This window comes from Pseudomonas sp. GW821-FHT07G10, assembly GCF_059418545.1.
Genome location: NZ_JBWKQB010000021.1, coordinates 80,633 through 99,575 on the forward strand (window position 1 = coordinate 80,633; position 18,943 = coordinate 99,575).

22 protein-coding genes and 1 pseudogene are annotated in these 18,943 nt (G+C 59.0%); 9 read left to right on the forward strand and 14 right to left on the reverse strand.

All coding sequences use genetic code 11. The annotated features are described in order from the left end of the window. Positions 1-38: 38 nt before the first annotated feature. Positions 39-830: a hypothetical protein gene (locus tag AC07O1_RS21490; RefSeq protein WP_495090038.1), complete on the forward strand. Its 792-nt coding sequence runs from the start codon at positions 39-41 to the stop codon at positions 828-830. Between the two features lie 56 nt (positions 831-886). Here the strand turns inward: AC07O1_RS21490 and AC07O1_RS21495 are convergent, their stop codons facing one another. From AC07O1_RS21495 to AC07O1_RS21515, 5 genes are all read right to left on the reverse strand, one after another. Further along, on the reverse strand, positions 887-1,750 hold the full coding sequence (locus AC07O1_RS21495; protein ID WP_495090039.1) for a DMT family transporter: 864 nt from the start codon (positions 1,748-1,750) through the stop codon (positions 887-889). 360 nt (positions 1,751-2,110) lie between these two features. After that, positions 2,111-3,049, reverse strand: a complete 939-nt coding sequence (locus AC07O1_RS21500; RefSeq protein WP_494994594.1) for an aspartyl/asparaginyl beta-hydroxylase domain-containing protein — start codon at positions 3,047-3,049, stop codon at positions 2,111-2,113. 325 nt (positions 3,050-3,374) lie between these two features. Further along, positions 3,375-4,349, reverse strand: coding sequence for a cysteine synthase A (gene cysK / locus AC07O1_RS21505; RefSeq protein ID WP_494994593.1), 975 nt, complete (start codon positions 4,347-4,349; stop codon positions 3,375-3,377). A 142-nt stretch (positions 4,350-4,491) separates the two neighbouring features. Further along, positions 4,492-4,998: a DUF2442 domain-containing protein gene (locus tag AC07O1_RS21510; RefSeq protein ID WP_494994592.1), complete on the reverse strand. Its 507-nt coding sequence runs from the start codon at positions 4,996-4,998 to the stop codon at positions 4,492-4,494. Further along, complete coding sequence (locus AC07O1_RS21515) at positions 4,986-5,216, reverse strand: DUF4160 domain-containing protein (RefSeq protein ID WP_495090040.1); 231 nt, start codon at positions 5,214-5,216, stop codon at positions 4,986-4,988. Before AC07O1_RS21515 ends, AC07O1_RS21510 begins: the two co-directional genes overlap by 13 nt. Before the next feature lie 201 nt (positions 5,217-5,417). Between AC07O1_RS21515 and AC07O1_RS21520 the strand changes: the two genes are divergently transcribed. Next, the gene (locus tag AC07O1_RS21520; RefSeq protein WP_495024388.1) at positions 5,418-6,263 is read left to right on the forward strand and encodes an AAA family ATPase; all 846 of its coding nucleotides are present in this window, start codon (positions 5,418-5,420) and stop codon (positions 6,261-6,263) included. A 33-nt stretch (positions 6,264-6,296) separates the two neighbouring features. Next, positions 6,297-7,475 carry a vWA domain-containing protein gene (locus AC07O1_RS21525; protein WP_495090041.1) on the forward strand — a complete coding sequence of 393 codons (1,179 nt, stop codon included), beginning with the start codon at positions 6,297-6,299 and terminating at the stop codon, positions 7,473-7,475. Between the two features lie 122 nt (positions 7,476-7,597). Here the strand turns inward: AC07O1_RS21525 and AC07O1_RS21530 are convergent, their stop codons facing one another. The 7 genes and pseudogenes from AC07O1_RS21530 to AC07O1_RS21560 form a co-directional block, all read right to left on the reverse strand. Continuing rightward, positions 7,598-8,521, reverse strand: a complete 924-nt coding sequence (locus AC07O1_RS21530) for a 5-oxoprolinase subunit C family protein (protein WP_495090042.1) — start codon at positions 8,519-8,521, stop codon at positions 7,598-7,600. Then, on the reverse strand, positions 8,518-9,222 hold the full coding sequence (pxpB, locus tag AC07O1_RS21535) for a 5-oxoprolinase subunit PxpB (protein WP_495090043.1): 705 nt from the start codon (positions 9,220-9,222) through the stop codon (positions 8,518-8,520). The genes AC07O1_RS21530 and pxpB overlap by 4 nt, the downstream gene beginning before the upstream one ends. Continuing rightward, on the reverse strand, positions 9,219-9,971 hold the full coding sequence (locus AC07O1_RS21540) for a 5-oxoprolinase subunit PxpA (protein WP_495090044.1): 753 nt from the start codon (positions 9,969-9,971) through the stop codon (positions 9,219-9,221). The genes pxpB and AC07O1_RS21540 overlap by 4 nt, the downstream gene beginning before the upstream one ends. Positions 9,972-10,041: 70 nt before the next feature. Then, positions 10,042-10,209: pseudogene (locus AC07O1_RS21545) on the reverse strand (MFS transporter); the annotation flags it as partial. Between the two features lie 196 nt (positions 10,210-10,405). After that, positions 10,406-10,948 (reverse strand): DUF2937 family protein, encoded by a 543-nt coding sequence (locus AC07O1_RS21550; RefSeq protein WP_495090045.1) that lies wholly within the window; start codon positions 10,946-10,948, stop codon positions 10,406-10,408. A gap of 9 nt (positions 10,949-10,957) precedes the next feature. Continuing rightward, on the reverse strand, positions 10,958-11,734 hold the full coding sequence (locus tag AC07O1_RS21555) for a class II glutamine amidotransferase (protein WP_494994585.1): 777 nt from the start codon (positions 11,732-11,734) through the stop codon (positions 10,958-10,960). A gap of 32 nt (positions 11,735-11,766) precedes the next feature. Then, on the reverse strand, positions 11,767-12,273 hold the full coding sequence (locus AC07O1_RS21560; RefSeq protein WP_495090046.1) for an MFS transporter: 507 nt from the start codon (positions 12,271-12,273) through the stop codon (positions 11,767-11,769). A 101-nt stretch (positions 12,274-12,374) separates the two neighbouring features. Between AC07O1_RS21560 and AC07O1_RS21565 the strand changes: the two genes are divergently transcribed. Continuing rightward, positions 12,375-14,444 carry a S9 family peptidase gene (locus AC07O1_RS21565; protein ID WP_495090047.1) on the forward strand — a complete coding sequence of 690 codons (2,070 nt, stop codon included), beginning with the start codon at positions 12,375-12,377 and terminating at the stop codon, positions 14,442-14,444. A 102-nt stretch (positions 14,445-14,546) separates the two neighbouring features. After that, positions 14,547-15,020 carry a cyclic nucleotide-binding domain-containing protein gene (locus AC07O1_RS21570; protein WP_495011603.1) on the forward strand — a complete coding sequence of 158 codons (474 nt, stop codon included), beginning with the start codon at positions 14,547-14,549 and terminating at the stop codon, positions 15,018-15,020. On the opposite strand, the gene AC07O1_RS21575 is transcribed toward AC07O1_RS21570, so the two are convergent. Next, positions 15,017-15,307, reverse strand: a complete 291-nt coding sequence (locus AC07O1_RS21575; RefSeq protein WP_494994581.1) for a hypothetical protein — start codon at positions 15,305-15,307, stop codon at positions 15,017-15,019. The genes AC07O1_RS21570 and AC07O1_RS21575 overlap by 4 nt on opposite strands. Before the next feature lie 97 nt (positions 15,308-15,404). Between AC07O1_RS21575 and AC07O1_RS21580 the strand changes: the two genes are divergently transcribed. From AC07O1_RS21580 to AC07O1_RS21595, 4 genes are all read left to right on the forward strand, one after another. Further along, on the forward strand, positions 15,405-16,091 hold the full coding sequence (locus AC07O1_RS21580) for a spermidine synthase (RefSeq protein WP_494994580.1): 687 nt from the start codon (positions 15,405-15,407) through the stop codon (positions 16,089-16,091). A gap of 49 nt (positions 16,092-16,140) precedes the next feature. Beyond that, positions 16,141-16,515, forward strand: a complete 375-nt coding sequence (locus AC07O1_RS21585) for a YajD family HNH nuclease (protein ID WP_494994579.1) — start codon at positions 16,141-16,143, stop codon at positions 16,513-16,515. Positions 16,516-16,700: 185 nt separating this feature from the next. Next, positions 16,701-17,168 (forward strand): RNA methyltransferase, encoded by a 468-nt coding sequence (locus tag AC07O1_RS21590; protein ID WP_150642116.1) that lies wholly within the window; start codon positions 16,701-16,703, stop codon positions 17,166-17,168. An 82-nt stretch (positions 17,169-17,250) separates the two neighbouring features. Further along, the gene (locus tag AC07O1_RS21595; protein ID WP_495011602.1) at positions 17,251-17,628 is read left to right on the forward strand and encodes a YgaP family membrane protein; all 378 of its coding nucleotides are present in this window, start codon (positions 17,251-17,253) and stop codon (positions 17,626-17,628) included. Between the two features lie 49 nt (positions 17,629-17,677). On the opposite strand, the gene AC07O1_RS21600 is transcribed toward AC07O1_RS21595, so the two are convergent. Next, positions 17,678-18,916 carry a hypothetical protein gene (locus AC07O1_RS21600; RefSeq protein WP_495090048.1) on the reverse strand — a complete coding sequence of 413 codons (1,239 nt, stop codon included), beginning with the start codon at positions 18,914-18,916 and terminating at the stop codon, positions 17,678-17,680. Positions 18,917-18,943: the final 27 nt, after the last annotated feature.

Below are 18,943 nucleotides of genomic sequence, written 5' to 3' on the forward strand. Positions count from 1 at the left end.
GCAATCGGCAAGCAGGACTTGGACAGGATTTCGCCGTTATGACTGATACCCAGAATTCACCCGAAACAGCAGCCGATGAAACCGCCCCGCAAGCGGTCGAACTGCTGTGGGCGGACGTCCAGGTCGAGCATCACAAGATGCTCCGCCTGGCGCCGCTGCAAACCGATCGCGCCACCGGCGGACGGCCTTTACGTTTTGTCGAATTCGGCTACGCCGAGCGCAACGGCAAGGACCACAGCCTGCTGCGGATGAATATCCAGTTACCGGGCCAGCGGGTTCGCAAAGAGCAGAACTATCTGGACGTGTGGGTCGATCACGCTACCCGCCGGGTGCGTTTCAGCCCTGAAATCGGCTTGCAGATCGAACCCTGGAACCGTGGGATCGGCCGTTTCCTGATGGCTCAGGGGGTCACTTGGGCGCAGAAAAAATGGTCGAACTACCGCGTCGATGGCATGGATCTGTCGAACAAGGATGCCCTCAACGAGGACACGCGTCTGCGCCGTGATCACTTTTTGCGCATCCATGGTTTCGATGTGGTTTACGCCGATGTCCAGCACCTGAAGGGCAGTGTGAAAGACGTGCTGGTCAGTGAGCTGCGGGGAAACTGGAACACTGAAAAGCTGCAGTTCGTAGAAATCCTCGAAGCCGCGCAGATGCTCCAGCAAGCCGAGCAAAACCTGGCGGAACAAGAAGTCAAACTGCGCCAGCAGGAAGAAAAGGTCAGCAAGTTCAAACGCGAAGATATCGGGTTGCGCTTCACCATTACTTGCCTGGTGGCGTTCTCGGTGTTCCAGGCCGGGTTGTTGATCTGGATTGCTACCCATCGTTAATCCAATTGGTCGGCAGGAGCCTTCGATAACGCCGAAGACTCCCAAGCCGCCTCGAATCAGCTCGTTTTACGGAACACAAACACCAGACCGACGATGATCAGCAACATGCCGAGCATGCTCAGCGCCGCCAGTTTGTTGCCGAAGAACAGATAGTCCATCACCGCTGTTACCGCCGGCACCAGATAGAACAGACTGGTGACATTCACCAGATTGCCCCGGGCGATCAAGCGATACAGCAACAGGGTCGCCAGCACCGAGACTACCAGCCCCATCCACAACACCGGCACGATAAAACCCGTGCTGTGTTCAATGTGAAACGGCTGGAACGGCACAAACACCCCGCACAACAACAGGCCGGCCAGGTATTGGACTGGCAGCGTGCCCAACGGGTTATCGGTAATGCGCTTCTGCATGATCGCGCCGAACGTCATGCTCGCCAGCGCCAGCAAACCGAAGAGCATCCCGGCCAAGGACATACCGGCCAGGCCAATGCCCTGATAAACCACCATGACCAGACCTGCCAGCCCAAGCCCCAGACCGAAGAGCCGGCGCCACGAACGCTGACGCTCCATCAGCACCACGGTGAGGATCGGTTGAACGCCCATGATGGTGGCCATTACCCCGGGGGTGACCTTCAAGTCGAGGGCCAGCAGATAGAAAATCTGATAAGCCCCCAGCAACACCACGCCGGTAGCCGCCGCATAAAGCATCGGTTTGCCGCCACGGGGCAGTCTCAATTTGAGCAACGGCATTAACAGCACCAGCCCGAACAGCGCAATGGCGAAGCGGATCAGCAGGAAGGCAAACGGTGAAGCGTGGGCCAGGCCCCATTTAGAGAAGATCGCCCCGCTGCTCCAGAGCAGGACGAACAGGCTCGTCGAGGCCGCCGCGGCCGCGGATTTTTTCGAAATGACAAACATGGATACCACCTGTAGTCAGGCAAAAACGCCAACTCAGCAAACGCTGAAATTCAGTAGTTTTTTTCAGACGGGCACAGGGAACAGCAAACGAAGCTGATCAGCCCGAAATGCCAACGCCTGGCGGTGATACGACTGCGCACACCGGCGTGCTACTGACAGGTGGGGGGTAATGACTGATCTGCGCAGGCTGTTGATCCCCGCACGGCACGACGCCAGCGTTGACCGCTGAATCGACTACCGCATTGATGAGGGAAACCGGCATGTGCTGATCTTTTTGAGGGAAATCAAGGTGGATGTTGAAATGCACCGAGCGCCGACTATAACCAGCGCTCGATGCCTATTGCAACGACTTGCAACGACTTAGCCAAACAACCAGTAACCCAGCAACGTCAGCGCCACCACCGCCAGCACAGGTCGCAGGACGCGATACAGTTTGGGATTGCGGCGTTTCCATTGTTTGACCACGCCACTGAAGCGGTCGCTGGAGTTCTTGGTCCAGGCGTAGGCCTGGTTGATCCCGCCGACGCGTTCGTCGTCGAGGTTCTGTGGTGCCGTGGCGCGGCCCAGCACGCCACTGACCCAGCGATTGATGCGGGTCATGAGGCGGCTGCTCAGGGGACGCTCGATGTCACAGAACAGGATCACGCGGGTCTTCTCGGTTTCGTTCTTGACCCAATGCACGTAGGTTTCGTCGAACATCACGTCTTCGCCATCGCGCCAGGCGTAGACCTGACCGTCAACGAAAATCCGGCAATCGTCGGAGTTCGGTGTCGACAGCCCCAAGTGATAACGCAACGAACCGGCAAACGGATCGCGGTGCGGGTTGAGGTGGCTACCGCCCGGCAGCAAGGCAAACATCGCGCCTTTTACATTGGGAATACTGCTCAACAATGCCACGGTTTTCGGGCAGAGCACATTGGCCGACGGCAGCGGCTTGTCGTACCACTTGAGGTAAAAACGCTTCCAGCCCTTCTTGAAGAACGACCCAAAACCGGCGTCGTTGTTCTTCTCGGCAGCGCGGATGTAGCCCTCGTCGAACAAGTGCATGGCTTCGTCGCGGATGACTTCCCAGTTGTCCTTGAGTACATCCAGTTCCGGGAACTTGCTGCGATCCAGGTACGGTTTGGATGGCACGCCGGAGAACAGGTACATCAAGGCGTTATAGGGCGCGAACAATGCCGAATGGTTGACGAATTGACGCAATACCGGCAAACGCGCCTTGCCGCGCAAATGCACATAAAGCGTGCTGCCCAGGAACAGCAGCAACACCGACGCCTTGGCGGCAAAGGAAAAGGTCATGCAACAACTCCTTGAAAATAGGCAACTCTGTGCTGCGTCATTTACCCGACATGGCAGCCGGGCATGATAAACACTACCGGCCTCGGGAAAAACCCGCATAACTCAACATTCAGTGTTAAGGGATACGCAATAAAGCACTTATTAACATAAGGCGGTTGAATGGGAGCTGATGTGGGTCAGCACAATTGTGCCCAGACTATTTGCGACCGCTTCGCGATCGATCGCGGGCAAGCCTCGCTCCTACAGGGATCCGCCGCACCATAGGAGCACTCCTTGCCCGCGAAGGCGTCCTCACAGACGCTAAAAAACTATCGACACAAGATCGTTACTGCTGATTTTCCTGTTCAGTAAACAAATCGCTGAACAACATGCTCGACAGGTAACGCTCACCCGAGTCCGGCAGGATCACCACAATAGTCTTGCCCTGCATTTCCGGGGTTTCGGCCAGCCGCGCGGCGACGGCCATGGCCGCACCACTGGAAATGCCGCACAAAATCCCCTCTTCCTGCATCAACCGTAGCGCCATGGTCTTGGATTCTTCATCGCTGACCAATTCGACCCGGTCGACCATCGACAGATCAAGGTTATTCGGCACAAATCCGGCGCCGATGCCCTGGATCTTGTGCGGACTCGGTTTTATTTCTTCCCCTGCGAGCTTCTGAGTGATGACCGGTGAGCTAATCGGCTCCACCGCCACCGACAGAATCGGCTTGCCCTGGGTGTTCTTGATGTAGCGCGACACCCCGGTAATAGTCCCGCCGGTGCCCACACCCGCCACCAGCACGTCTACCGCACCGTCGGTGTCATTCCAGATTTCCGGGCCGGTGGTTTTTTCATGAATAGCCGGGTTGGCCGGGTTATCGAATTGTTGTGGCATGAAGTACATCGCCGGATCGCTGGCGGAAATCTCGGTAGCCTTTTCGATGGCGCCTTTCATGCCTTTGGCAGGGTCAGTCAGCACCAACTCGGCACCCAGCGCCTTGAGAACCTTGCGTCGTTCGATACTCATGGACGACGGCATGGTCAGCACCAATTTGTAACCGCGAGCTGCCGCGACGAACGCCAGGCCGATACCGGTATTGCCCGAGGTCGGCTCGATAATGGTCATACCAGGCTTGAGCTTGCCGGTGCTTTCGGCGTCCCAGATCATGCTTGCGCCAATCCGGCACTTGACTGAATACCCTGGATTACGCCCTTCGATCTTGGCCAGAATCGTCACGCCACGGGGGGCGATGCGGTTGATCTGTACCAGGGGCGTATTGCCGATGGAGTGGGCGTTATCAGCAAAAATACGGCTCATGACTGGGTCCTTATGCAGCATCGAAGAAGCCTTCAAGGGTATGCCTCGTGCTCATGGGCGTCCAGTCAGCCGAGCGACTGTCGTGTAGAACAATCAATGGCTTAATGCGACTTGGGACTAACCAGCACAACGCATCGGTTGACTAATTCTTGCGGGTCACTTGATAACGGCCGGTTTCTTCGGCTGCTTGCAGAGCGGGCGATGCCAGCTCCTGCAACGAGTCCCAGCCCAGACAGGCCAGCGCCAGAGACCGAGGCACCGGCTCGCGGCCGTTACTGTAGCGGGAGATGCTACGCGTACTGACCCCCAGCGCTTCGGCGGCCTGGCTAAGTGGCAACCCGGTACGGGCTCGCCAGCCGATGAAGATCCGGGTGTTTTCGTCTGCAGCATTCTGCGCCAGAGCATCCAGGTACAAGGTGTCGGCGCCGATCTGAATGTCCAGCTCCGGCCATTCCACGGTCCAGCCGTCATCACCCAACTCTGCGCCAGCAAACGCTTGCCCATCCTGCAGTGGCAACAGCCCCGGGAATTTACTCGGATCGCTGCTTAAATCCAGGGTCAATTGCTGACCATCGATAAAGGTCAATGCCAGTCTGCTATCAGGCAATGCCTGCACGGCTGCCAAGCGTGGCCGTTTCATCGATGCCATAGTTTCCACTCCTCCAAAAGTTGCTCGCGATGCGCCCTTACCCATTCCAGCGCTTCCTTCAGGATCAGCGCGGGAGCATGGCCCGCCATCACTTCCACGGTTTCCAGGCTAATCATTACATCCACCCCGCCACCGGTCAGATGAACGTGTGGCGGTAAATGGTCCCGTTCCCGCAACTGAATACGGTATTTGTCGCGAAATCGATATTTTGTAGACATGCCGAGCAGGCTATAGCCAAAATGGCGATATATCGATACTGGCTCCCCGCCCTGACTGAGTCAAGATGTGACGCCCCATTCAGAGACTGAATGGGGCGTCTGCGTTCACAGTCGACCGGGCACCGCGTTATAGTCGGACATGACTTTTACTTCGCCCGCCCTGCTTTGCTCAGGTCGGCGTTACCGTTCGAGGATTTGCAGATGAAGTTCGAAGGCACCAGCGCATACGTCGCCACCGATGACCTGAAGCTTGCGGTCAACGCCGCCATCACGCTGGAGCGACCATTGCTGGTCAAGGGCGAACCCGGCACCGGTAAAACCATGCTCGCCGAGCAAATGGCCGAGTCCTTCGGCGCGCGGTTGATCACCTGGCACATCAAGTCCACCACCAAGGCCCATCAGGGCCTTTACGAGTACGACGCGGTCAGCCGCCTGCGTGACTCGCAGCTGGGCGTGGACAAGGTCCATGACGTTCGCAACTACCTGAAAAAGGGCAAGCTGTGGGAAGCCTTCGAGTCCGAGGAGCGGGTGGTTCTGCTGATCGACGAAATCGACAAAGCCGACATCGAATTCCCTAACGACCTGCTGCAAGAACTCGACAAGATGGAGTTCTACGTTTACGAGATCGACGAGACGATCAAAGCCAAAAAGCGGCCGATTATCATCATTACCTCCAATAACGAGAAAGAACTGCCGGACGCCTTCCTGCGCCGCTGCTTCTTCCACTACATCGCCTTCCCGGACCGCATCACCCTGCAAAAAATCGTCGACGTGCACTACCCGGATATAAAGAAAGATCTGGTCAGCGAAGCGCTGGACGTGTTCTTCGACGTACGCAAGGTGCCGGGGCTGAAGAAGAAGCCGTCGACCTCCGAACTGGTGGACTGGCTGAAACTGCTGATGGCCGACAACATTGGCGAAGCGGTGCTGCGTGAGCGCGATCCGACCAAAGCCATCCCGCCGCTGGCAGGCGCCTTGGTGAAGAACGAGCAGGACGTGCAATTGCTTGAGCGTCTGGCGTTCATGAGCCGTCGCGGCACTCGCTGATACTTCTTTTTTACGATCTCAAGGGCGACAGCCATGCTGCTCAACCTGTTCAATGAAATGCGCGCAGCCAAGGTGCCGGTTTCGGTACGCGAACTGCTGGACCTGATCAACGCGCTGAAACAGCGGGTGATCTTCGCCGACATGGACGAGTTCTATTACCTCTCCCGGGCGATTCTGGTGAAGGACGAACGACATTTCGACAAGTTCGACCGGGCGTTCGGCGCCTACTTCAATGGCCTGGAAAAGCTCGACGATCATCTTCAGGCGTTGATCCCCGAAGACTGGCTGCGCAAGGAGTTCGAGCGCTCCCTGAGCGATGAAGAACGTGCGCAGATCCAGTCCCTTGGTGGCCTGGACAAGCTGATCGAAGAATTCAAGAAGCGCCTCGAAGAGCAAAAGGAACGTCACGCCGGCGGCAACAAATGGATCGGCACTGGCGGCACCAGCCCGTTCGGCTCCGGTGGTTTCAATCCGGAAGGCATTCGGGTTGGCGATGCCGGAAAACGTCAGGGCAAAGCGGTCAAGGTCTGGGATCAGCGCGAATACAAGAACCTCGACGATTCGGTCGAACTGGGCACCCGTAACATCAAGGTCGCCCTGCGTCGTCTGCGCAAATTCGCTCGCCAGGGCGCGGCGGAAGAGCTGGATATCGACGGCACCATCGACCACACCGCTCGCGATGCTGGCCTGCTGAACATTCAGATGCGTCCGGAGCGTCGCAACACCATCAAGCTGCTACTGCTGTTCGACATCGGCGGCTCGATGGACGCCCACGTGAAGATTTGCGAGGAGCTGTTTTCGGCCTGCAAGACCGAGTTCAAACACCTGGAGTATTTCTACTTCCACAACTTCATTTATGAATCAGTGTGGAAGAACAATATGCGTCGCGGCTCCGAACGGACTTCGACCCAGGATCTGCTGCACAAGTACGGCGCCGACTACAAAGTGATCTTCATCGGCGACGCCGCCATGGCGCCCTACGAAATCACCCAGGCCGGCGGCAGCGTCGAGCACTGGAACGAAGAAGCCGGTTACGTGTGGATGCAGCGTTTCAAGGAGAAGTACAAGAAGCTCATCTGGATCAACCCCTACCCGAAAGACACCTGGGGCTACACCGCCTCGACCAACATCGTGCGCGACCTGGTCGAAGATCAGATGTTTCCGCTGACGTTGCGTGGGCTGGAAGAAGGGATGCGGTTTTTGTCGAAATAGTTTCTCGGTGTCTATGACACCGTCATCGCGAGCAAGCCCGCTCCCACATTTGATCTTCGGTGTGTTGTAGATAGTGTGCACACCGATGAACTAATGTGGGAGCGGGCTTGCTCGCGATGCTCTTAGCGGATAATGAACCGCTGCAAATATTCAATCTGCTGCTGATGGGCTGTTTCCTGCACCACCGGTGTGAGCCGCACTTGCATGCCCGGCAAACACTGCGCCAACCGCGCCAACGCCAATGGCGTCAACGCCCCCAAGCGTGGATACCCACCAATGGTCTGTCGGTCGTTAAGCAGCACAATCGGCTGCCCATCCGGCGGCACCTGAATGGCGCCCAGCGGGATGCCTTCGGAGATCATTGGCTGGCCCTGATACTGCAACGCGGGCCCAAGCAGACGAATGCCCATGCGGTCAGCACGGCTGTCGACAGTCCAGGTGTTGTTGAAGGCATCAAACAGACTTTGTCCACTGAACTCGCCAATCTGCGCACCGAGCACCACGTCCAGTGGTCGGTTCGATTTGAAATCCGGAATGAGTTCGCGAGGCAGTTCGCGCACAGTCGCTGCTGACGGTACATAACTCAGCTGCGCACCTTTTGCCAACGCCTGCCCAAAACCATCAAGCCCACCCAGCTCTTCACGCACCACCGTGGCACAGCTGCCCAACACCCTGGACGCGCTGAAACCACCTGGTGCCGCGAGGTAGGCTCGTGCTCCGAGCAACGGTTGAGTGAACTGCAGGCGCTGGCCCTTCTTCAAGCTGAAACTGCGCCACGGTGAAAGAGGCTGGCCGTCGAGTTGAGCCCCAAGGTCTGCTCCCGCCAACGCCAGGCAACAATCGTCCTGCGCCAATAACGTGAAGCCACCGAGAGTCACTTCAATCACCGCCGCATCCAGCGCATTGCTTAGCAACCAATTAGCCCAGGACATCGACACCCAGTCCAGCGCGCCACCCTGAGTCACGCCCAGATGCCGCACACCGAAACGCCCTGCGTCCTGCAGCAGGCACAACGGCGTGCTGGCTTCAATCAATAGACGGCTCATGCCACGCTCTCCAACGGCGAGTCATCACCGCCCAGATTAATGAACTCTGCATGGCTGACGGCCTCGAAGCGCACGGTGTCACCCGGCTGCATCAGGCTGTAGCCGTCGCGTTCCCGGTCGAACAATTTGCTCGGTGTGCGACCGATCAGGTTCCAACCGCCGGGAGAGACCACCGGATAAGCGGCGGTCTGCCGCTCGGCGATCCCCACACTGCCGGCCGCCACGCGCTTGCGCGGCGTACTCAGACGTGGCGCAGCCAGCACCTCCTCCACCAGGCCCATAAAGGCAAAACCCGGTGCAAAGCCCAGAGCGAACACCTGATATTCGCGCTCGCTGTGGCAACGAATCACTTCGTCGACCGTCAAGCCGCTGCGCCGGGACAACAAACCCAGCTCAGGCCCGACGCTTGGGTCATACCAGACCGGCAGCACATGGCTCCGGCCTCTGGCCTGCGGGTTCGGCGTCAGATCGGTCAAGGCCTCGGCAATCAGTTCTCGGGCCCGGGAGGGGGTCAGCGCGGTCAGATCGTAATGCACCATCAAGGTCGTATAGGACGGCACCAGATCGATCAGATGCCCGGCGAAACCGCTGCGCAGTCGTTCGCTGGCAGCGAGCATCCACGGCATGTTGTCCTCGGCGATGACGTCGAACAGCCGCACCATCAGACAGTCAATGGCCACCACTTCAACCCGTGGTCTCATGGTTGAGTCTGCTGGTTCAAGGCCTCGCGGATACGCCGCACGGCGGCGACCGAACTGGCATTGTCGCCATGCACGCACAGCGTGTTGGCCTGCAACTGCAAGGCGCTTCCATCACTGGCGATCAGGTTCTCACCACGGGCAATGATCAACGCTTGCTCGATGATTTTCTCGGGATCGTGATGCACCGCACCCGGTAACTGCCGTGACACCAGGCGCCCGGCACTGTCGTAGGCCCGATCGGCGAACGCCTCGAACCACAGCGACACGCCGTATTCATCGCCCAGGGCCTGAGCCGCACTGTTGTCGCGGGTCGCCATCAGCATCAACGGTAATTGCCGGTCATAGGCGGCCACGGCCTGGATCACCGCACGCAGTTGCTCAGGATTGGCCATCATGTCGTTGTACATCGCACCGTGGGGTTTGACGTAACTCACGCGACTGCCCTGGGCCCGGCAAATGCCATCCAGGGCGCCAATCTGATAGTGCAGCAGATCCTGAATTTCCTGCGGGGTGCAGGCCATGGAGCGGCGACCGAAACCCACCAGGTCCGGATAGGCCGGATGCGCTCCGACCTGTACGCCATGGGCCAGCGCGAGGCTGACCGTCTTGCGCATGATGCTCGGGTCGCCGGCATGGAAACCGCAGGCAACGTTGGCGCAATCAATGAACGGCATGACCTCGGCGTCCAGACCCATGGTCCAGTTGCCAAAGCTTTCGCCGATGTCGCAGTTCAATAGCAGGCGGCTCACGATGAACGCTCCTGTAGGCTTTTGAATGTTCTTGTGCGGGATCTTTCGTCAGCATCCTGCAGGTTATCAGTTACTGCACCTCCAGTTGCTTGCCACGGGCTTGCGGCAGGCTCAGGGCCGCCAGAATCGCCACGCCGTAAGAGACCGCTGCAAAAACCCCGATCCCCATGCCCAACGGCACGTTCTGGCTAAGCAGACCCATCAGCAGCAGGAAAAATGCCGTCAACGCCCGGCCAATCATGGCGAGTATCCACGTTAAATTCATGGGTATCGTTCTGAACCACGACGACGCATATCGTGGATTGGGCGCATTCTTTGGCGCAGGCGCCCTGCCCGTCCAATTAATAAAAACCACCCGCCGAGCAGATGATGGACACCTATCCCTTCAATCGTTCCCACGCGGGAGCGTGTGAACGATCAGCATCACGCCAAACTTACAATCCCCGCAAATCGCGCTCTTCAATCGGCCGGCTCTGGCGCAGGCGTTTGCCGCCCAGTACCACCCAGTCGATCAAGCGATACAGGCATTCCAGACCAAACGAGAGCAGCAACGCACCGCCCATGCCCCAACCCATTGCTTCAGGGTTCAGCAGGATCTGATAGCTGTAGCCGTTCCAGGTTTCCTTGCGAATGTCCGGGTCGGCGGCCAATGCCACCTGCAACGCACGGATGTACCACGGGCCTTGCATGGCCTGGAACTGTTTATCCAGGGCCAACTGGCGCGTGAGCAAAGTACTCAGGCTCTCGGCATCGCTGCGAAACACCGGGTCTTCACTGGCGCGGTAATGAGCCACCAACGCTTGCAGGTCGCCCTTGAAGAATTGCCGGGCGGTACCCTGAAAACCTTGAAGCCCGGTCTGCGCCTCGATCAAGTGGGCTTCAACCCGCTTGGCGTAATCGCTGATGAAACCCGGCACTTGCACACCAACCAACAAGCCAATGGCAAACAACACCAGTCGCAAATAACTGAGCAACATAGGGGGTCCTTATTCGGTCTGGCCCTGACTGACGCATTCGCCGCGTCGCCACAGGCTCCATTGGCCCGGTTCGTAGCGGGTCCAGGTTTCGTTTTCGGTCAAGGGCTCGGTAGCAATCACAGTCACCACGTCATTGGGCGTGGTTTCTGCCTGGAAATCGACGATCACATCGACATCCTTCAAGCGCGCCGGGCCGAACGGCGCTCGGCGAGTGATATGCGCAAGCTTGGTCGAGCAATAGCAGAACAGCCAGTCGCCATCGCTGAGCAGGCAGTTGAACACACCTTTGCCGCGGTATTCGGCGCAAGCGGCCACCAGGTCCGGCAACAGCTGCTCGACGTCCACCGGTTCGGGAAACGCCTGGCGCACACGATTGAGTAAATCGCAGAACGCCGCTTCGCTGTCGGTATCGCCGATCGGCCGATAGAAACTGGCGGTGGGCTGCAAATCGGCCAATTGGCCGTTATGGGCGAAACACCAGTTACGCCCCCACAGCTCACGAACAAACGGATGGGTATTGGACAGGCAGACCTTGCCGACATTGGCCTGACGGATATGGCCAATCACTACTTCGCTTTTGATCGGATAACGCTGCACCAGTTGCGCGACTTGCGAATCGCAACTGGCCGCCGGGTCCTGAAACAACCGCAAGCCCCGGCCTTCGTAGAACGCAATGCCCCAGCCGTCACGGTGCGGACCGGTGCGGCCACCGCGCTCCATCAGCCCGGTAAAGCTGAACACGATATCGGTCGGGACATTGGCGCTCATGCCCAATAACTCACACATGCTCGGACTCTCGCTTCAATGCCGGGGCAGAGTTACAAACGCGGTTCGACTCGCAAACGCTGGGGGCTGCCAGGAACGGGTGGGCGGCCATAGCGGTCATCACCGGCGCCACCAAAGGGCTGTTCATCCTCAAGTTCCGGCACCGTAGCCGCAGCCTTCGCAGCCTTCGCGGCCGCGGCCTGCTCGCGGCGGGCTTTGGAAGCGCGCTCGATCGGCCAGCGGATCAACACGAAAACGAGGTAAATGCCAAAGGCAATCATGCTGTACATGAGTAGGTCAGAGATCGCACGCCAGACGTTGTTACCGACCTTGAACAGCAGGTCCAGAGCGGTAATGGCCACGGCCGGGGCGAACTTTTCCTTCACCGGGTCGATAATGGTCGGACTGAACAGCAGCACGGCCATCAGCAGGCGCAATGGCTCGCGCAACCAGCGCCACATCCAGCGGGTCATGCGCATCCATACCAACAGGCAGCCTAAAGCGGCGAAGGCGTAGAGGCCCCAAGCGATCAGATAGTCGTTCTCGGTCATGGTGTCCATGGCAAGGCAGGCAAAGAGACGCTTATGATAACGGCTTTTCGCATGTCAGGCTGCACCGCCGTCGGCGAACCCTTCTTTTGTACAACGTCCGAGAGCCATTCATGCCCCTATCCGCCAACGTTCTCGCTGCCCCGATCGCCCACAAGGCCGATGGTGCTGACCCTTATGCCTGGCTACAGGACCGCGACAGCGCGCCGGTGCTCGACTACCTCAAGGCTGAAAATCGCTACCAAGAAGCGCAACTGGCCGATCAGGCCCAACTGCGCGAAACCCTGTACCAGGAAATCAAAGCAAGAATTCGCGAAACCGACCTTTCGCTGCCCTCGCCCTGGGGCCCGTATCTGTATTACACGCGCACCACAGCAGGTGATGAGTACGCCCGGCATTACCGCTGCCCGCGCCCGGCCGATGACAGCCTGCAGGTCGATGAAAGCCAGGAAGAGCTGCTGCTCGACCCGAACATATTGGCCAATGGCGGATATTTCTCCCTCGGTGCGTTCAGCATCAGCCCGGACCACCAGCGCCTGGCCTACAGCCTGGACACCAGCGGCGAGGAAACCTACACCTTGTTCGTCAAGGAACTGGCCAGCGGTACAGTCAGCGAACTGTCGTTCGAAAATTGCGACGGCAGCATGACCTGGGCCAACGACAGCCTGACGCTGTTCTTCGGCGAGCTGGACGACACCCATCGCCCGCACAAGCTGTTTCGCTACCGCCTGGATGGCACCGCGGCCGAGGAGGTGTTCAATGAGCCGGACGGACGTTTCTTCCTGCATTGCTACCGCTCCAGCTCCGAACGCCAACTGATTTTGTCTCTGGGCAGCAAGACCACCAGCGAAGTCTGGGTGCTCGACGCCACACAGCCACAGCAACCCTTTACCTGCCTGGCGCCACGGGTCGAAGGCCATGAATATGACGTCGACCACGGCAAGCTCGACGACCAGTGGGCCTGGCTGATTCGCAGCAACCGTGACGGAATCAACTTCGCCTTGTATCAGGCCGCCGACAACGGCGTCGTACCGTCCCAGGATGACTGGCAGAATCTGGTCCCCCACAGCGACAGCGTGATGCTCGACAGCATGAGCCTGAACGCTTCGGCCCTGACCCTGAGCCTGCGCGAAGGTGGCTTGCCAATCGTAGAGGTCCGCCCCCAAGGCCTGCCCGCCTACCGCGTGCAACTGCCCGACGCGGCCTACAGCCTGCATGTGCAAAACAGCCTGGAGTTCGCCAGCGACAAGATCCGTCTGCGCTACGAAGCGCTGAATCGTCCGGCTCAAATCCGTCAGCTTGAGCTTGCAACCGGCGAACAGAAAGTCCTCAAGGAAACCCCGGTGCTCGGCCCGTTCGATCCGGACGCTTATGTGAGTCAACGTCTCTGGGCCACCGCCCCTGACGGTACTCTGGTGCCCATCAGCCTGGTGGTCAAACGCGAAGCCTTGCTCGAAAACCAGGAGCGTAAACCAACACCCCTCTACCTCTACGGTTACGGCGCCTACGGTGAAAGCCTCGATCCGTGGTTTTCCCATGCGCGCCTGAGCTTGCTCGATCGCGGCGTTGCCTTCGCCATCGCCCATGTGCGGGGAGGCGGTGAACTGGGCGAAGCCTGGTATCGTGCCGGCAAACAGGAACACAAACACAACACCTTCAGCGACTTCATCGCCTGCGCCGAACACCTGATCGCCAAGGGTTTTACCACCTCATCGCAACTGGCGATCAGCGGCGGCAGCGCTGGCGGCCTGTTGATTGGCGCGGTGCTCAATCAGCGTCCGGAGCTGTTCCAGGCAGCGATTGCCGAAGTACCGTTTGTCGACGTGCTGAACACCATGCTCGATCCCGACCTGCCGCTGACCGTCACCGAATACGACGAATGGGGCAATCCTGAAGAGCCTGAAGTCTATGACCGGATCAAGGCTTATGCGCCCTACGAAAACGTCAGTGCCCAGACCTATCCGGCAACGCTGGTGATTGCTGGCTACAACGACAGCCGCGTGCAGTACTGGGAAGCTGCAAAATGGGTGGCCAAACTGCGGGCGACCAAGAGCGACGACCATCTGCTGCTGCTCAAGACCGAACTCGGCGCTGGCCACGGTGGCATGAGCGGTCGTTATCAGGGACTGCGTGACGTGGCGCTCGAATACGCATTTGTTTTTAAGGTATTGGGCATTGCCTGAGGAACTCCACCCGGCGTCCCGGTCTTAACACTGGGCCGCCGGGGTTTGGCGTTTCATCCAACGCCCGGAACAGTAACAGACACAAAAAAAGACTGTGATGACATGTCAGAACCCACTTTACTGAACAACGAAATCCGCGACTGGCTGATGGACTGCGGCATGTTCGATCAGCTGTTGCCGGTCGACTTCAGCACCGCTGCCGGCTACTTCAGCATCAGCACCATCGCCCAGGGCAAAGAGATTTTTCATGAGGGTGATGCCGGCAGCTTCATGTGCATCATCCACACAGGCCAGGTCGCGGTGCAAAAGACCAACGGCGAAGGCCAGCAGGTGACCATCGCGACCCTGCGCAGTGGCCGGGCCTTCGGTGAGATGGCGGTGCTCGACGGCGAACGGCGCTCGGCCAGTTGTGTCGCCGCCAGCGATTGCCAATTGCTCAATCTGGGCAAGGACTCGCTGGAAAAGATGCTCAATGACGCCCCGAAAATCGCCGCCAAGATCATCCGTGCCATCGCTATTGCGCTGTCCAAACGCTTGCGCATGGCTGATGGGCAACTGCTTTCGCAGCAGGTCTAACCGCCGGGCGTCTTGGCTTTCTGCTGATTCTGCTCCAACCCCGGCAAGGTCTGATCCTTGGGCGGATTGGGCATTTCGATCGGTGGCAGCAAAGGCGAACCGGCACTCCCGCCACCCGCCCTGGGCACACTCCTTGGTGTAACCTGCGGATACGGCGTAGGTGTCGCGGTGCCCGGCGAACCTGACGCCGGCTCGGGTGTAATGGGGACAGGTTGCAGCTCTTGCGCCCGCGCTGCACTTATCGAGAGCGCGGCCAACACAATGGCCGTTAGAATAGTGCGCTTCATCAATGGCTCCGTTGCCCTTGTTGGGGTCTTCAGGCTACTCCCAACCGCGCAGTTTTGCCCTTCTCAATGCCAGTTTTCCCTCCCTAATGAGAGTCCCATGAAACGTTTCGTTCTGCTCGACACCACCCCGATTCCCGAAAACGGCGGTGCCTTGTGCCTGTTCGAGTATGGCGAGGATTTCGTCATCAAGATCCAGGGCGGTGACGGCGGACAGCTGATGAACACTCGCATGCACGGCTCCGAAGACGCCCTGGCGGAAATTCCCTGCCGTAAGGTTGCCGGCCGTCCGGGCTCTCGTGTGTTGATCGGTGGTCTGGGCATGGGCTTCACGCTGGCCGCGGCCCTCAAACACCTGGGCAAGACCGCCGAAGTGGTGGTCGCGGAGCTGGTACCTGGCGTGGTTGAGTGGAATCGTGGGCCGCTGGGGGAAAAATCCGGTCGACCGCTGCTCGATCCGCGCACAGTGATCCGCATGGAAGACGTGGCCAAAGTGCTACAAGCCGAGCCGCAGGGCTTCGATGCAATCATGCTCGACGTCGACAACGGCCCCGAAGGCCTGACCCAGAAGGCCAATAGCTGGCTGTACTCCTCAGGCGGCCTCAGCGCCTGCGCCAAAGCCTTGCGCCCCAAAGGCGTGTTGGCGGTATGGTCGGCCAGCGCTGACCGGCAGTTCTCCGACAAATTGCGCAAGGCCGGTTTCAAGGCCGAGGAAGTGCAAGTCTTCGCCCATGGCAATAAAGGCACCCGGCACACCATCTGGATTGCCGAGAAGCTCAAGGGCTGAGCTAAACTTGTCTCATAACCGTCATTAGTCTTTTTACAAAGGTGAACCCATGAGTTCGTCAACGCCTCCCTCCAACACGGCCAAGCTGGACCGCATCCTCGCCGACGCTCAGCGCGACCGTGAAATGGGTTACCGCGACAAGGCCCTGAAGATGTACCCGCACGTCTGCGGACGCTGCGCCCGTGAGTTCTCCGGCAAGCGCCTGAGCGAGCTGACCGTGCACCACCGCGACCACAACCACGACAACAACCCGCAGGACGGTTCCAACTGGGAGCTGCTCTGCCTGTACTGCCACGACAACGAACACTCGCGCTACACCGACCAGCAGTACTACGCCGAGGGTTCCACCAGCTCGCCGACCATCGCCAAGGCCACCCACAACCCGTTCGCCGCATTGGCCGGGTTGATGAAGAAAGACGAGTAAGCCATGCCAAATCTTCTTTGATAGTTCCGGACTCTCGCGAGCAAGCTCGCTCCTACATGGATTGCACAAGACCTGTAGGAGCGAGCTTGCTCGCGATGGCGATAGATCTAGCACCCCATCCCCAAAGCAAACGCCCCGAGCACAATCCCCGTATAATCGCGTTTTTTCTCGAAGGCACCCGGCTCGTGGCAAACAAACGGTACAGCTGCATTGGTTTGTATAACCCCAAATCACCGGAGAACGTCGGTTCGGTGATGCGCGCCGCTGGCTGTTATGGCGTGGCGTCGGTGTTTTACACTGGCAAGCGTTATGAACGCGCCCGCGACTTCGTCACTGACACCAAGAAAGTCCATCAAGACATTCCGCTGATCGGCATCGAGGACCTGAAGAAAATCCTCCCGCTGGGCTGCATACCGGTCGCTGTCGAATTGGTCGAAGGGGCCCGTTCACTGCCGGAATACACCCACCCGGATCGCGCGCTGTATATCTTCGGACCGGAAGACGGCTCGCTGGATAAAGACATCCGTGACTGGTGTGAGGACGTGGTGTACATCCCGACCACCGGCTGCATGAACCTCGCCGCGACCGTCAACGTGGTGCTTTACGACCGCATGGCGAAAGGTAATAACACACGCTCCGGTCCGAAATTCTAGTTTGTAAATATAGAAAATGGACGGAACAAGCGGCGCACTCGCGCAGTCCGCTTTATATCAATCACCCCGCTGGAGACAGATCATGAGCGACAGCAAAATCGTAGAGCGCAGCGAATCCACCCCGTCCCAGACTCTGCCGACGCAGAACGTCCTGGGCTGGGAGCGCATTGGCTCGCTGGCCGGTGGTGTGGTGATGATGGGCAAAGGTCTGCGCCGAGGCGGCGTTTTCGGTTTGATTCAGGTGGCGATTGGCGGCGTAGCCCTGGCCCGCGGCATCACTGGTCACAGCTCGGCGAAAGACCTGCTGGAAAAAGGCCGTCAGGACATGAACAACGTGCGCTCGAGAATCGAACGAACCGCAGAAGAGTTGAGCCGCTTTAAAGCCAATGCTGGAACAGCGACTCGCACTGCGACGGTGGTCGACAAGGATTCGCTGAAATCGCCTGAAGCCGGGGTTTGAAGCGACACAGATGATCGTTCCCACGCTCTGCGTGGGAATGCATCCGCATCTACTGCAGCAACTCGCTATCCAGCACCTTCGACGGCCCCTCGAGGATGCCTTCACTCAATTGCACAAACTCCTTGGTGCTGACGCTACCCTGGTGCATGACCGCCTGCAGCACGTCATCCAGTGAACGCTTGTTACGGGTTTTCAGGCGTATCTCGCCGTCCAGTGCCTGCAACAGCAACACTGCTTTGGCGACTGCCGGCCCGCTGATCTGTTTACCACGCAGGGTGGTGACCTGGTGACTTTCCCTGGTCAGCCGGGTCTCCAGGCTCTGATAACGCTCGTCACTCATACCGCCAGCACGGCGCACCAGTTCGATCGCGTAGTACTCGGCAAAACCTTCACTGATCCAGTCGCTGTGCTGATTGCCATTGACCCTGCCAAATACCTGAACCAACTCGCGCACCAAGGGGCTGATGCCGCTTTCGCTGACCAGCGGTATGCGGCTGTGCAGGTAGATCGAATCCCGCCCGGCCAGACTGCCGCGCCACATCGGATCGGCGGCACCGACGATCAGCAGTTTGTTCAGGTGGCGCGGGAATACTGCCTGCACTTGCGGCCAAACGAAGGTCAGCAGCGTCAGTACGTCCATACGCCGCATGCCCTGCCCTTGCGGCGAGGCGACTGTAACTTCGGTTTCCCCCAGGCGAGCGCGGCGACTACCCAGGGTTCCGGCGAGCATCCAGCCGGTCGGCCGGTCAAACAGGCGCGAAACGTTGTCGACCCGAAAGCGGTTCTTGCCAATACGCGGCCAGGGGGTTTCGATGCTTTTCCAGCCCGCCGGCAATTCGAATTCCAGACGCGACACCAACTCGGTGCCGTCCTGTTGATCCAATCGCGCCGCCGGCACCAGGTCTTCGCCGCGCAGCAACGCCCAATTGGGGGTCATACGGGTTTCGAACGAGCCATTCTTGCGGGCATTGCTGATGCGCACACGGTAGGTAAGGCTGGACTGGCCACTGGCAGGGCGCCAGATGCCGCGCTGGCTTTCGGAAATTTTGGGCGTAGTGGATTGCCACTGACCATCGGCCTTGAAATCGCTGTAATCACCGCGATTACCCAGATCGAAGTCCAGGCTGTGTACCGCAGCACCGTCGGCCAGTGTCAGCCGAACTTCGGCCTGATCGCTCTGCGGCAACAAACGCACGTGGTAATCCAGATCGACTTTCTTCGCCGCCAACAGCGGCGAACTCAGTGCCAGCAGCAAAATGGCTAACGGCAGCCTTGACCCCACAGCCATATACACGCCCTCGAGAATCAACGTTGA

What these genes read in the sequence shown, in the direction of transcription:
- cysK (WP_494994593.1), bottom strand. Translation starts at nt 4,349, where the DNA reads ATGAGCCGTATTTTTGCTGATAACGCCCACTCCATCGGCAATACGCCC.
- AC07O1_RS21555 (WP_494994585.1), bottom strand. Translation starts at nt 11,734, where the DNA reads ATGTGTGAGTTATTGGGCATGAGCGCCAATGTCCCGACCGATATCGTG.
- AC07O1_RS21585 (WP_494994579.1), top strand. Translation starts at nt 16,141, where the DNA reads ATGAGTTCGTCAACGCCTCCCTCCAACACGGCCAAGCTGGACCGCATC.
- pxpB (WP_495090043.1), bottom strand. Translation starts at nt 9,222, where the DNA reads ATGAGACCACGGGTTGAAGTGGTGGCCATTGACTGTCTGATGGTGCGG.
- AC07O1_RS21580 (WP_494994580.1), top strand. Translation starts at nt 15,405, where the DNA reads ATGAAACGTTTCGTTCTGCTCGACACCACCCCGATTCCCGAAAACGGC.
- AC07O1_RS21510 (WP_494994592.1), bottom strand. Translation starts at nt 4,998, where the DNA reads ATGGCATCGATGAAACGGCCACGCTTGGCAGCCGTGCAGGCATTGCCT.
- AC07O1_RS21600 (WP_495090048.1), bottom strand. Translation starts at nt 18,916, where the DNA reads ATGGCTGTGGGGTCAAGGCTGCCGTTAGCCATTTTGCTGCTGGCACTG.
- AC07O1_RS21560 (WP_495090046.1), bottom strand. Translation starts at nt 12,273, where the DNA reads ATGGACACCATGACCGAGAACGACTATCTGATCGCTTGGGGCCTCTAC.
- AC07O1_RS21495 (WP_495090039.1), bottom strand. Translation starts at nt 1,750, where the DNA reads ATGTTTGTCATTTCGAAAAAATCCGCGGCCGCGGCGGCCTCGACGAGC.
- AC07O1_RS21570 (WP_495011603.1), top strand. Translation starts at nt 14,547, where the DNA reads ATGTCAGAACCCACTTTACTGAACAACGAAATCCGCGACTGGCTGATG.
- AC07O1_RS21515 (WP_495090040.1), bottom strand. Translation starts at nt 5,216, where the DNA reads ATGTCTACAAAATATCGATTTCGCGACAAATACCGTATTCAGTTGCGG.
- AC07O1_RS21520 (WP_495024388.1), top strand. Translation starts at nt 5,418, where the DNA reads ATGAAGTTCGAAGGCACCAGCGCATACGTCGCCACCGATGACCTGAAG.
- AC07O1_RS21575 (WP_494994581.1), bottom strand. Translation starts at nt 15,307, where the DNA reads ATGAAGCGCACTATTCTAACGGCCATTGTGTTGGCCGCGCTCTCGATA.
- AC07O1_RS21565 (WP_495090047.1), top strand. Translation starts at nt 12,375, where the DNA reads ATGCCCCTATCCGCCAACGTTCTCGCTGCCCCGATCGCCCACAAGGCC.
- AC07O1_RS21550 (WP_495090045.1), bottom strand. Translation starts at nt 10,948, where the DNA reads ATGTTGCTCAGTTATTTGCGACTGGTGTTGTTTGCCATTGGCTTGTTG.
- AC07O1_RS21490 (WP_495090038.1), top strand. Translation starts at nt 39, where the DNA reads ATGACTGATACCCAGAATTCACCCGAAACAGCAGCCGATGAAACCGCC.
- AC07O1_RS21595 (WP_495011602.1), top strand. Translation starts at nt 17,251, where the DNA reads ATGAGCGACAGCAAAATCGTAGAGCGCAGCGAATCCACCCCGTCCCAG.
- AC07O1_RS21530 (WP_495090042.1), bottom strand. Translation starts at nt 8,521, where the DNA reads ATGAGCCGTCTATTGATTGAAGCCAGCACGCCGTTGTGCCTGCTGCAG.
- AC07O1_RS21525 (WP_495090041.1), top strand. Translation starts at nt 6,297, where the DNA reads ATGCTGCTCAACCTGTTCAATGAAATGCGCGCAGCCAAGGTGCCGGTT.
- AC07O1_RS21500 (WP_494994594.1), bottom strand. Translation starts at nt 3,049, where the DNA reads ATGACCTTTTCCTTTGCCGCCAAGGCGTCGGTGTTGCTGCTGTTCCTG.